The 13,150-nt window shown below is 52.9% G+C and carries 10 protein-coding genes; 7 read left to right on the top strand and 3 right to left on the bottom strand.

The annotated features are described in order from the left end of the window. Nucleotides 1-366: 366 nt before the first annotated feature. Nucleotides 367-519 carry a hypothetical protein gene (locus AC3RPL_RS23190; protein ID WP_490742144.1) on the top strand — a complete coding sequence of 51 codons (153 nt, stop codon included), beginning with the start codon at nt 367-369 and terminating at the stop codon, nt 517-519. Between the two features lie 489 nt (nt 520-1,008). Here the strand turns inward: AC3RPL_RS23190 and djlA are convergent, their stop codons facing one another. Then, nucleotides 1,009-1,836 (bottom strand): co-chaperone DjlA, encoded by an 828-nt coding sequence (gene djlA, locus AC3RPL_RS23185; RefSeq protein ID WP_490741691.1) that lies wholly within the window; start codon nt 1,834-1,836, stop codon nt 1,009-1,011. A gap of 274 nt (nt 1,837-2,110) precedes the next feature. On the opposite strand from djlA, the gene lptD reads away from it, so the two are divergent. From lptD to apaH, 6 genes are read left to right on the top strand one after another with little or no spacing between them, the layout of a single operon-like run. Then, nucleotides 2,111-4,513 carry an LPS assembly protein LptD gene (gene lptD / locus AC3RPL_RS23180; RefSeq protein ID WP_490741690.1) on the top strand — a complete coding sequence of 801 codons (2,403 nt, stop codon included), beginning with the start codon at nt 2,111-2,113 and terminating at the stop codon, nt 4,511-4,513. Between the two features lie 54 nt (nt 4,514-4,567). Further along, nucleotides 4,568-5,863 carry a peptidylprolyl isomerase SurA gene (gene surA, locus AC3RPL_RS23175; RefSeq protein ID WP_490741689.1) on the top strand — a complete coding sequence of 432 codons (1,296 nt, stop codon included), beginning with the start codon at nt 4,568-4,570 and terminating at the stop codon, nt 5,861-5,863. Further along, nucleotides 5,853-6,839, top strand: coding sequence for a 4-hydroxythreonine-4-phosphate dehydrogenase PdxA (gene pdxA / locus AC3RPL_RS23170; RefSeq protein WP_490741688.1), 987 nt, complete (start codon nt 5,853-5,855; stop codon nt 6,837-6,839). Before surA ends, pdxA begins: the two co-directional genes overlap by 11 nt. Then, nucleotides 6,836-7,663 carry a 16S rRNA (adenine(1518)-N(6)/adenine(1519)-N(6))-dimethyltransferase RsmA gene (gene rsmA / locus AC3RPL_RS23165; protein ID WP_490741687.1) on the top strand — a complete coding sequence of 276 codons (828 nt, stop codon included), beginning with the start codon at nt 6,836-6,838 and terminating at the stop codon, nt 7,661-7,663. The genes pdxA and rsmA overlap by 4 nt, the downstream gene beginning before the upstream one ends. 4 nt (nt 7,664-7,667) lie before the next feature. Beyond that, nucleotides 7,668-8,045, top strand: coding sequence for a Co2+/Mg2+ efflux facilitator ApaG/CorD (gene apaG, locus AC3RPL_RS23160; RefSeq protein ID WP_490741686.1), 378 nt, complete (start codon nt 7,668-7,670; stop codon nt 8,043-8,045). A 50-nt stretch (nt 8,046-8,095) separates the two neighbouring features. Continuing rightward, entirely contained in the window at nt 8,096-8,926 is an 831-nt protein-coding gene (apaH, locus tag AC3RPL_RS23155; protein WP_490741685.1) for a bis(5'-nucleosyl)-tetraphosphatase (symmetrical) ApaH, read from the top strand. A gap of 124 nt (nt 8,927-9,050) precedes the next feature. Here apaH and folA read toward each other — a convergent pair whose 3' ends face one another. Next, nucleotides 9,051-9,530: a type 3 dihydrofolate reductase gene (folA, locus tag AC3RPL_RS23150; RefSeq protein ID WP_490741684.1), complete on the bottom strand. Its 480-nt coding sequence runs from the start codon at nt 9,528-9,530 to the stop codon at nt 9,051-9,053. A 389-nt stretch (nt 9,531-9,919) separates the two neighbouring features. Beyond that, entirely contained in the window at nt 9,920-13,144 is a 3,225-nt protein-coding gene (carB, locus tag AC3RPL_RS23145; protein ID WP_490741683.1) for a carbamoyl-phosphate synthase large subunit, read from the bottom strand. Nucleotides 13,145-13,150 lie beyond the last annotated feature (6 nt).

Below are 13,150 nucleotides of genomic sequence, written 5' to 3'. Positions count from 1 at the left end.
TGGGGCAGTTATCTTGCGGCAGACTATACAGCCCAGCTTCTCAATCACACCTAAACCGCTCACGCATTTACCTGACTATTAAAAATAGTCTTATTTAAAAGAGGTATTGATCATGCTGACCATCTTAATGATCGTCTTCATGGTGGAAGAAAAAAAGACGCTACCTCAGTAAGAGAGTTTATTATTTCCTGGTACACCCTGATATTAAAAAACCGTTTTTTCAAATGGATAAGATGACAGGTAAGACTCTTTAATCTGATAAAAATTATTAATTTTTGCGTCACGAGAAAGAACTATTTATAGTTTTCCGACTTGAGATAACGGTGGCAGGAAAGCCACTTTAACGAAAACAGGGATGAAGAAAATATGGCTCGTCACATCGCCCCCGGATACTGCGTGGTGAAACGCCCCGGCACGCTGGATTATCAGGCACGGGAACTGTTCATGGACAGCCGCTCCCCGGCGGCCCATCTGTTTATGACCCTTGTCGATATATTTGTTGATTACTCCGGGCAATAAAAAATGAAATCTGTCGTAATGTTTTTTGCTATTATTCCTCTCGTTTTTATTACCTGCATTTTATTGTATGGATTAAACCGTAAAAGTTATCATTGCTTACTAAGTAAATTACAAAAAGAAAATATTACATTCCGCCTTTTTATTTTTATCATTCAAATATGGGCTTCATGGGCGCGCCTGTAATGGCTTATTTATTTTCAGGGTTGAAGCGCAAAAGAAAATTAATATTTATCAACAAAAACAGCACATTGTACAAATTTTCGGATAAAAAAATCTTATTGATAAGATTATGCCTTTTTATTACACATTTTTGACGGGTACAGGCTTTGCAATTCTTATTTGCTTTATGGGCCTGATAATAAATTTGACGCACCCAAATACTGCTTACCCCCGCCGCACAGTGAATATCACGAGTATCCCAGAATGGGACCACGTCCTGGTGATTAAGCCTGATAAAGGGAGACGCGCTCCCTTATCAGCATCAGCGTCCTACTTAAAACCTTTCTCACGTTTGATCAGGTCATATGCAGCCTGGATATTTTGTGCCTTCTGCTTGGCCATTTCCATCATCTGCGGAGGCAGACCTTTGGCGACCAGTTTATCCGGATGGTGCTCGCTCATCAGCTTGCGGTAAGCCCGCTTGATGGTTGCCGCATCGTCACTGCTTTTCACGCCCAGCACGCTACAGGCATCTTCCAGCGTCGGTCCACGCTGACCAGCATTGAATCCCCCCTGAGAACCGGCATTCCTCCACGATTGACCTTCGCCACCAAATTGCTGACCGCTTTCCATCATTCGCAGAAACTGATCAAACTGCATGCGGGAGATGCCCAGCTCTTCAGCGATGACATACAGTACCTGGCGCTCATTGGGATGCAGTGAACCATCCGCAAACGCAGCCTGGATCTGAATTTCCAGAAACATCCTAATCAGATCGAAACGGCCGAAGCAGGCACTGCGCAGCTCCTGCAATTTACTGCGCAGCGGGTAGTCGCCCTCTTTACCTTCACGAAAAGCGCGTTGTGCAGAGGATCGCGCTTCACCATGCAATTGCATACGATCCATCAGCAAGGACGCCATCTGGATATCAGCATCGGTCACCCGGCCTTTCGATTTCGTCAGGTGCCCCATAACCTCAAAGGTGGTGCGAAAAAACAGTGTCTGCCGGACCTGCTGATTAGCAAAATATCCCTGCCCTTTGACTGTCCGCACCTTGTCAAACAGGTGACCAATCAGCAGGCCGAACGCTAATCCCCAAAAACCCGTACCGCTTAATAACCCCAGTACCAGCCCGATAACTTTTCCCCAATAGCGCATATACTCCTCAATTCGCCATGCTGAAGGCTAAAAATTGCATTATCATACCCGTCATTTATCCCAGAGCCTAACGGCAACGCGGCCAGACCATCAGGCGTTACCTGACATATTTCAGATTTACAGGCAACCGGCAACTGCCCGAACTCACCTGAAGCTTACTAAAGTAAGTGACTGAGCGGAGTAAGGGAAGCCGACATGTCTGCAATTTGCAAGATGAAAGGTATAGCACTGGCGCAACGCTGTTGAGTACGTTAGTCTCTGACCGTTTGTCGGCATGATGCTTGCTATCACGGAATTTTCGATACCGCGTATGAAAAAACGATTACCTACTCTGCTGGCCACACTGATTGGTTCAGCACTTTACAGCCAGCAGGGTCTGGCCGACGACCTCGCATCGCAGTGTATGCTGGGTGTGCCAAACTACACCCGTCCCCTTGTGCAGGGGAAAAATACCAACGATCTGCCGGTAACGATTAACGCGGACAAGGCACAAGGCAATTATCCCGATAATGCGGTGTTTACCGGCAACGTGGATATTCAGCAAGGCAATGGGCGTCTTCAGTCTGATGAAGTGCAATTACACCAGAAACAGCCGCCGGGCGAGACCACGCCGGTACGTACCGTCGATGCGCTGGGTAATGTGCATTACGACGATAATCAGGTAGTGTTGAAGGGACCGAAAGGCTGGTCCAACCTCAACACCAAAGATACCAACGTCTGGAATGGTAGCTATCAGATGGTGGGACGTCAGGGGCGAGGCACCGCCGATCAGATGAAGTTGCGCGGCCAGAACCGCTACACCATCCTGGAGAACGGCACCTTTACCTCCTGCCTGCCCGGCGATAACAGCTGGAGCGTCGCGGGAACGGAGGTTATCGAAGATCGCGATGAGCAGGTGGCAGAAATCTGGAACGCGCGCTTTAAAATTGGCAAAGTGCCGGTGCTTTACAGCCCTTACTTACAGCTGCCGATCGGCGATCGACGCCGCTCAGGTTTCCTGATTCCCAATGCCAAGTACGGTAGTTCTAACGGCTTTGAATTCATACTGCCTTATTACTGGAACATCGCGCCGCAGGTTGACGCCACTATCACGCCGCATTACATGAGTAATCGTGGTACGCAGTTGCAGAATGAATTCCGCTACCTGACCCAGGCTGGTGTCGGTCTGATGGAGTTTGACTACATGCCATCTGACGACCAGTTCACCAAAGATGCCGCGGCGCGTAACATCACCAATGCTGATGATTCCGACCGCTGGATGTTTACCTGGAAACATGCCGGGGTCTACGATCAGAACTGGCGCTTTAACGTTGACTACACCAAAGTCAGTGATGTTTATTACTTCACCGATCTTGACTCGCCATACGCCAGCTCCACCGATGGCTATGTCACGCAGAAATTCAGCGTAGGCTATGCGGATACAAACTGGGATGCGACGCTGTCGACCAAGCAGTTCCAGATTTTCTCCACGCAAACCAGCAACGACGTTTATCGTGCTGAGCCGCAGTTTGATTTCAACTATTACCAGAATGATGTCGGCCCGTTTGACACCCATCTGTATGCTCAGGCGGTCAAATTTACCAACGTTAATGAGAAGTACCCGGATGCCACCCGTCTGCATCTGGAGCCCACCATTAATCTGCCGATGTCCAACCGCTGGGGTAGCCTGAATACCGAAGCCAAACTGCTGGCGACCCATTACCAACAGGATGAGATTGATTACTGGAATCAGAACGTCGATACCAGCAAAGTGAACCAGCTGAAAAGCACGGTCAACCGGGTGATGCCGCAGTTTAAAGTCGACGGTAAAATGGTGTTTGACCGCGATATGGACTGGTCACCAGGCTACACCCAGACGCTGGAGCCACGTTTGCAGTATCTGTATGTGCCTTATCGCGACCAGAGTAGTATTCGCGCTTACGACTCCACCCTGTTGCAAAGCGACTACACCGGTTTGTTCCGTGACCGCACTTACAGCGGCCTGGACCGTATCGCTTCCGCTAATCAAATCACCACCGGTGTGTCCACCCGAATATTTGATAACGATCTGGTTGAACGTTTTAACGCATCCGTTGGTCAAATCTACTCGTTTACCCCATCCCGAACCGGTCTTGAAACGGCTGACTCGGACGATCGTGGCAGTATTGAGTGGGCGGGAGACACGTTCTGGAAAATCAGCGATCGCTGGAACGCACGCGGCGGGGTTCAGTACGATACCCGGCTGAATGCCGTTTCACAGGGAAATGCGGTGCTGGAATACCGTCGTGATGCAGACCGTCTGGTGCAGCTGAATTATCGCTATACCAGCCCGGAGTACATTCAGCAGACGTTAAGCCAGATCACCAATCCAGGTTATCAGCAGGGGATTTCGCAGGTAGGCGCGACCGCCAGCTGGCCAATTGCTGATGCCTGGGCAGTCGTGGGCGCATGGTATTACGATACCAAAGCCAAACAGCCTGCCGATCAGCTGCTTGGCTTACAGTACAGCTCATGCTGCTATGCCATCCGTCTGGGGTACGAGCGTAAAATCACCAGTTGGGACAGCACTAACAGTACAAGTCACTACGACAACAAAATCTCGTTCAACATTGAGCTACGTGGCCTGAGCCCGTCTTATAGTCTGGGTTCAGGTGAAATGCTGCGTCAGGGCATTCTGCCTTATCAGCGCTCTTTCTGATGTTGTGATAATTCGTTTGTAAACCCGCTGAGCGGACAGAAGAATGGAAAAAGTATGAAGAACTGGAGAATGCTGATCCTTAGTGCGGCGCTGACAGCCAGCACCGCATTTGCAGCGCCACAGGTAGTTGATAAAGTTGCCGCCGTGGTTAATAACGGCGTGGTCCTGGAGAGCGACGTAGACGGCATGATGCAGTCAGTCAAAAGTCAGGCCCAGGAGGGTGGTCAGCAGCTTCCTGACGACAAAACGCTGCGCCATCAAATTGTTGAACGTCTGGTAATGGACAACATTCTGTTGCAGATGGCCAAACAGGGCGGTATCCAGATTCAGGACGCACAGGTCGACCAGGCGATTGCTAACATTGCTCAGCAAAACAAAATGACCGTCGATCAGCTCCGCAGCCGTCTGGCTTATGATGGTATGAACTATGCCACCTACCGCGAGCAGATCCGCAAAGAGATGACCATTGCCGAAGTGCGCAACAATGAAGTGCGCCGTCGCATCACCATCCTGCCGCAGGAAGTGGACTCGCTGGCTAAACAGGTTTCTTCTCAGAACAGCGAAGCGGCCGAACTGAACCTCAGTCATATCCTGTTGCCGCTGCCTGAGAATCCGACGCAGCAGCAGGTGGACGATCAGGAAAAGCTGGCTAATCAGCTGGTCAGCGAAGCAAAAAATGGCGGTGATTTCGGCAAACTGGCTATTACCTACTCGGCCGATCCGCAGGCGCTGAAAGGCGGCAACATGGGCTGGGGCCGTATCCAGGAGCTGCCGTCGCTGTTTGCACAGGCGCTGATTACCGCCAAAAAGGGCGATATCATTGGTCCAATTCGCTCCGGCGTTGGTTTTCATATTCTGAAAGTGAATGACATTCGTGGTGATAACCAGAGCATCTCGGTAACGGAAGTTCATGCCCGGCATATTCTGCTGAAGCCTTCACCCGTGATGACCGACGACCAGGCGCGTCAGAAGCTGGAGCAGGTTGCGGCAGATATCAACAGCGGCAAAACCACCTTTGCGCAGGCCGCGAAAAATATCTCAGAAGATCCGGGCTCGGCTAACCAGGGCGGCGATCTGGGCTGGAGTTCACCAGAAGTGTTCGATCCGGCGTTCCGCGATGCGTTGCTGAAGCTGAAAAAAGGCCAGATGAGCGGTCCGGTCCACTCCTCCTTCGGCTGGCATCTGATCCAGATGATGGATACACGCCAGGTGGATAAAACTGACGCAGCGCAGAAAGAGCGGGCTTATCGTCTGCTGTTCAATCGTAAGTTTGCAGAAGAAGCACAAACCTGGATGCAGGAACAGCGTGCCTCAGCCTATGTGAAAATTCTGGATGGCAATGCTCAGTAATCAGCGCGTCGTCATCACCAGCGGCGAACCTGCCGGAATAGGCCCTGACGTCACCGTACAACTGGCCCAGCATGACTGGCCGGTTGAACTGGTGGTTTGTGCCAATCCGGCGGTGCTGCTGGAGCGGGCCGCCGCGCTGGGATTACCGCTGGCGCTGCGGCAGTATCAGCCGGGCAGTACCGCACAACCCCAGGCGGCAGGTACGCTGACGCTGCTGCCGGTTGCCAGCGCGCAACCGGTCCGGCCCGGTGTGCTCTGCGTCGAAAACAGCCATTATGTGCTGGAGACGCTGACCACCGCCTGCGATGGTTGCCTCAGCGGCGAATTTGCCGCGTTGATTACCGGCCCGGTGCATAAAGGGGTGATCAACGATGCCGGTATCCCCTTCAGTGGTCACACCGAGTTTTTTGCAGAACGCGCCGGGTGTGCACGCGTGGTGATGATGCTTGCCACCGAAGCGTTACGGGTGGCGCTGGCAACCACGCATTTACCGTTAAAAGATGTCTCAGCCGCTATCACTCGCGACAGCCTGCGCGAAGTCATCGACATTCTCCATACCGATCTGCGCACTAAATTTGGCCTGGCTGAACCACATATTTTTGTCTGTGGCCTCAATCCTCATGCCGGAGAAGGCGGTCATATGGGGCGGGAAGAGATCGATGTGATAATTCCTCTGCTGGATGAACTGCGGCAGCGCGGTATGCGGCTGACAGGGCCCTTACCGGCAGATACCCTGTTCCAGCCCAAATATCTGCAACAGGCAGATGCGGTTCTGGCGATGTATCACGATCAGGGACTGCCAGTACTGAAATATCAGGGCTTTGGCCGGGCAGTCAATATCACCCTCGGCCTGCCTTTTATCCGCACCTCAGTCGACCACGGCACCGCCTTAGATCTGGCAGGCCTGGGGCAGGCTGATGCGGGCAGCTTTATTACGGCGCTTAATCTCGCCATCACCATGATCTCAACTCAATGAATAATCGCGTCCATCTGGGCCACTTTGCCCGCAAACGTTTCGGCCAGAACTTTCTGAACGATCAATACATTATTGACAGCATTGTCTCCGCCATTCATCCACAGCCCGGCGAGGCGGTAGTGGAAATCGGGCCCGGTCTGGGCGCGCTGACCGAACCGGTTGGTGAGCGACTGGAGAGCATGACGGTTATCGAACTTGATCGTGATCTGGCCGCCCGCTTGCAGACTCACCCTTTTCTCGGGCCGAAGCTGACTATTTTTCAGCAGGATGCGATGACCTTTAATTTCGCGGAACTTGCCGCTGAAAAAGGCCAGTCTCTGCGCGTTTTTGGTAACCTGCCCTACAACATCTCCACCCCGCTGATGTTTCACCTTTTCAGCTATACTGATGCGATTCGTGACATGCATTTCATGTTGCAAAAAGAGGTGGTTAACCGCCTTGTCGCCGGGCCAGGCAGTAAAGCCTATGGACGCCTGACGGTGATGGCACAGTATTACTGTCAGGTGATCCCGGTGCTGGAAGTGCCGCCTGAATCCTTCACCCCGGCACCTAAAGTGGATTCAGCAGTGGTACGGTTGGTGCCCCATGCCAGGCTGCCCCACCCGGTTAAGGATATTCGTATGCTGAGCAGGATCACGACCGAAGCCTTTGGTAAACGTCGTAAAACGCTGCGCAACAGCCTCGGCCATTTTTTCTCGCCTGAGGCATTACAGCAGATGAATATCGACCCGACATTGCGGGCCGAAAACATCTCTGTCGCGCAATATTGTCAACTGGCAAACTGGCTGGCTGAGCACCCTCAGCCATCGTCGCAGGAGAACTGATACCATGGCCGATACGCCCCGGATTTGTATTCAGGTGCAGAGCGCCTGGGTCCCGTCACAGTCGGCACCGGAAGATGATCGTTACGTTTTTGCTTATACCATCACCATCCGCAATCCGGGGCGCACCCCCGTGCAACTGATCAGCCGATACTGGCTGATCACCAACGGCAATGGCCGCGAGACGGAAGTTCAGGGCGAAGGGGTGATCGGTGAGCAGCCACATATCCCACCAGGCGGCGAGTTTCAGTATACCAGCGGTGCCATTCTGGAAACCCCGATGGGCACCATGCAGGGCCACTACGAGATGCTTGACAGCGAAGGCGAAGCTTTCCAGGTGGCGATTCCGGTGTTCCGACTGGCCATTCCCAGCCAGATTCATTAATTCATCTTCCACGCCAGGCTCCGCAGGCCCGGCGTGTTTCGGACAGATTTATGAGTACTTATCTGATTGGCGACGTTCACGGTTGCTACGACGAATTGCAATCTCTGCTGAAGCAGGTTGCCTTCGACCCTGCACAGGATACCCTGTGGCTTACCGGCGATTTGGTCGCCCGTGGCCCGGATTCGCTGGACGTTCTGCGCTTTGTTCGCTCGCTCGGCGATGCTGCGCGCATGGTGCTGGGAAATCACGATTTGCATTTGCTGGCGGTATTTGCCGGCATCAGTCGCAACAAACCTAAAGATCGCCTCACGTCCCTGCTCCAGGCGGAAGACGTTGACGAGCTGATCAACTGGCTGCGACGTCAGCCACTGTTGCAGGTGGATGATGAGAAAAAGCTGGTGATGGCGCATGCCGGGATCACCCCGCAGTGGAATCTGGAAACGGCACGTGGCTGCGCCCGTGAAGTAGAGGCCGTGCTTGCCAGCGATACCTATCCGCTGTTTCTTGATGCCATGTACGGCGACATGCCCAATAACTGGAGTACATCGCTGAGTGGCCTGGCCCGTCTGCGATTCAGCACCAACGCGCTGACCAGAATGCGTTACTGCTTTCCGGGTGGTCAGCTGGATATGATCTGCAAAGATACGCCTGATTCCGCTCCTCCGCCCTTAAAGCCCTGGTTTGCGATCCCCGGCCCTGTCGCCCGTGACCACACCATTGTATTTGGTCACTGGGCTTCTCTGGAAGGCAAAGGCACTCCGGAAGGAATCCTGGCACTGGATACCGGCTGCTGTTGGGGCGGGACGTTGACTATGCTGCGCTGGGAGGACCAGACATGGTTCCACCAACCTTCCGTGCTGGAAAAATCCGACCAGCAGTAAACTCGTGCCGGACCTCTCTCCACTGAGAGATGCTGAACGGCATAAAAAAACATCCCGTGCGACCAGGTACGGGATGTTTTTATTTATGCGGGATGACAGGGCTTACCGGTATGAAACCCGTCCGTTAGCGACGATCCAGAATTTCCCAGAAACAGCTGTGACTGTTTTGCTGGTCCGCATCACGGAACTCGCTGAAAACAGACTGCCATTCATCCGGTTCATAATCCGGGAAGCTGGTATCACCTTCAACTTCAGCATCAATATGCGTCAGATAGAGTCGGTCAGCCTGTGGCAGGAGCTGTTCATAAATACGGCCACCGCCAATGATCATAATCTCTTCCACTTCGCCGGCAGCACGTAACGCTTCATCCACAGAGGTGACCCAGGTAACGGCGGCGTCAGAACCGGGTGAACTGCTGATAACAATATTCAAACGGTCAGGCAGAGGACGTCCAATCGATTCGAAGGTGCGACGCCCCATAATCACGGGCTTATTCAGCGTATGTCGTTTGAACCACGCCAGGTCTGCGGGCAGGTGCCAGGGCATGGCATTTTCCATCCCAATTATGCGGTCGGCCGCCATGGCCACAATAAGGCTTATCATCTGATGATACTCAACAGGGTGTAAAATTGGCGTCATCATACGGAAAGGTGAAAGTTTCGTCGATAGCTAAGCCGGGTGAAGTGCGTAAAGGTTTTTAAACGAAAAGTATAATGCGGTATCAAGCTCCATCAGGCTTTAAAGCTCCCTGCCCTTATATCCCACATTCGTTCATTCCGTAAAAGAGAAAGAATAATAGTGCCGGAGATTTCTATCATCATAAAACGTTGCAAGAATGCTCTTGGTTTGGCTGTTTGAGCAACAGGCCCCCAGGAACCAGGCGATATCCTGGCTGTCACCAGTTTCACGCTGCGTCTCCAGATTGCAGGCGATTGCGGTCAACCAGACAAAAAAATCCCCGCCTGAGCGGGGATAATCTTTCCTGTGGGATATTAACCCTTAATCTGCGCGTGCATTTCCTGAACCGAAATCACCTGCTCAGTAGGATCGGCATTTAATGACATCGCCGTGGCAAAACCGCCGTTCAGGGTGGTGTCATAATGCACTTTGTACTGAAGTGCGCTGCGGCGAATAAGTTTGGAATCTTCGATCGCCTGCCGCCCTGCCGTGGTGTTGACAATATAGGCATACTCACCATTCTTCAGCCGGTCCTGAATGTGCGGACGTCCCTCATGCACTTTGTTAACCAGCCGTGGATTGATGCCCGCTTCACCCAGCACCACAGCCGTGCCGTGAGTGGCATCCAGTTCAAAGCCCAGTTTTTGCAGTTTGGCTGCCAGATCGACGATGCGCTTTTTGTCACCTTCACGTACCGACAGTAAAGCACGACCACTTTTTTTCATGTTGCTCTGCGCACCGAGCATCGCTTTACCGAAGGCTTCTGCGAAGGTACGCCCCACGCCCATCACTTCTCCGGTCGAACGCATTTCTGGACCGAGGATAGGATCCACGCCCTGGAATTTATTAAACGGCAGTACCACTTCCTTCACCGAGTAATAAGGCGGAATAACCTCTTGTGTCACGCCCTGAGCAGCCAGTGATTTACCGGCCATCACGCGAGCAGCCACTTTCGCCAGCGGCACGCCCGTTGCCTTGGAAACGAAGGGGACGGTACGTGCGGCGCGTGGGTTCACCTCAATCAGGTAAACTTCATTATCCTTCACCGCAAACTGCACGTTCATCAAACCACGTACGCAAAGCTCGAAGGCCAGTTTCTCCACCTGTTGACGCATCACATCCTGAATCTCTTTGCTCAGGGTATATGCTGGCAAAGAACACGCAGAGTCGCCGGAGTGAACGCCAGCCTGCTCGATATGCTCCATGATGCCGCCAATCAGCACTCGCTCACCGTCACAAATTGCATCGACGTCCACTTCCACCGCATCATCAAGGAAACGATCCAGCAGCACGGGTGCATCGTTCGACACCGAGACCGCAGTGTGGAAATAACGTTTCAGATCGATTTCATCATAAACAATTTCCATCGCACGACCACCCAGCACGTAGGACGGACGCACCACCAGCGGATAACCAATGGTTGCGGCTTTTTCCACTGCCTGTTCCAGTGCGGTGACGGTGGCATTGGCCGGCTGCTTCAGACCCAGACGCTCAACGGCCTGCTGGAAGCGCTCACGATCTTCCGCACGATCAATGGCATCCGGGCTGGTGCCAATAACCGGAACACCTGCCGCTTCCAGTTCACGAGCCAGTTTCAGCGGCGTCTGGCCGCCATATTGCACGATAACCCCTTTAGGTTTCTCGATCCGCACAATTTCCAGCACGTCTTCCAGCGTGACCGGCTCAAAGTAGAGGCGGTCTGAGGTGTCATAATCGGTTGAAACCGTCTCCGGATTACAGTTAACCATAATGGTTTCAAAACCATCTTCACGCAGGGCCAGCGAGGCATGGACGCAGCAGTAGTCGAATTCAATCCCCTGACCAATGCGGTTTGGACCACCGCCCAGCACCATCACTTTGTCACGGTCCTGATTTGGATTCGCTTCGCACTCTTCATCATAGGTTGAGTACATATAGGCGGTGTCAGTAGAGAATTCTGCCGCGCAGGTATCCACGCGCTTGTAGACCGGGTGAAGCTGATACTGCTCGCGCAGCTTACGCACTTCCGACTCAGCAATGCCCGCCAGCTTCGCCAGACGGGCATCGGCAAAGCCTTTACGCTTCAGGGTCCGCAGGAAATCAGCGGTCAGACCGTTAATCCCCTGATGGGCAACCTGTGACTCCAGCTGCATCAGTTCTTCAATCTGCACGAGGAACCAACGATCGATGTTGGTCAGGCTGAATACGGCATCCACTGACATCCCCGCCCGGAAAGCATCGGCCACGTACCAGATACGATCCGAACCGGCATCTTTCAGCTCACGACGGATGATGGTCATCGCTTCGGCATCATTCAGACAGACTTTCGGATCAAAACCATGCGCTCCCACTTCGAGGCCGCGCAGCGCTTTCTGCATCGACTCCTGAAGCGTGCGGCCAATCGCCATGACTTCACCCACCGATTTCATCTGGGTGGTCAGGCGGTCATTTGCACCAGCGAATTTCTCAAAGTTAAAGCGAGGAATTTTGGTGACAACATAATCGATAGATGGCTCAAACGAGGCTGGCGTGCGTCCGCCGGTAATATCGTTCATCAGCTCATCCAGCGTGTAACCTACCGCCAGTTTGGCTGCAATTTTCGCAATCGGGAAACCCGTCGCCTTTGAAGCCAGCGCAGAGGAACGTGATACGCGAGGGTTCATCTCAATGATAATCAGACGACCATTTTCCGGGTTAACCGAAAACTGAACGTTGGAACCGCCGGTTTCCACACCAATTTCACGCAGTACCGCCATTGAGGCGTTACGCATGATTTGATATTCCTTGTCGGTCAGCGTCTGTGCAGGTGCCACGGTGATCGAATCACCGGTATGGATGCCCATCGCATCGAAGTTTTCGATTGAGCAAACAATGATGCAGTTGTCATTGCGATCGCGCACCACTTCCATTTCATACTCTTTCCAGCCAATCAGCGATTCATCAATTAACAGCTCATTGGTTGGCGACAGATCCAGGCCGCGCTCGCAAATCTCTTCAAACTCTTCACGGTTATAAGCGATACCGCCACCGGTCCCGCCCATGGTGAAGGAAGGGCGAATAATGCACGGAAAACCAACATCCTCCGCCACTTTCAGCGCTTCTTCCATATTGTGGGCAATGCCAGAGCGGGCAGTTTCCAGGCCAATTTTCTTCATCGCTTTATCAAAGCGCTGGCGATCTTCTGCCTTATCGATGGCATCAGCGGTGGCACCTATCATCGCCACGCCAAACTCCGCCAGCACGACGCGGCGTTCCAGTTCCAGCGCGCAGTTCAGTGCGGTCTGACCGCCCATCGTCGGCAGAACCGCGTCCGGGCGCTCTTTTTCGATAATTTTGCGGACCACTTCCCAGTGGATTGGCTCGATATACGTCGCATCGGCCATCTCCGGGTCGGTCATGATAGTCGCCGGGTTGGAGTTGACCAGAATAACGCGGTAACCCTCTTCACGCAGAGCTTTACAGGCCTGTGCGCCAGAGTAGTCAAATTCACAGGCCTGGCCGATAACGATCGGGCCAGCGCCAAGGATCAGGATACTTTTTATGTCGGTACGTTTTGGCATTTTCTC

The organism is Erwinia papayae (assembly GCF_058241465.1).
The sequence above is the reverse complement of the archived record's forward strand: the minus strand, read 5'-3'. Positions and strand labels throughout refer to the sequence as shown.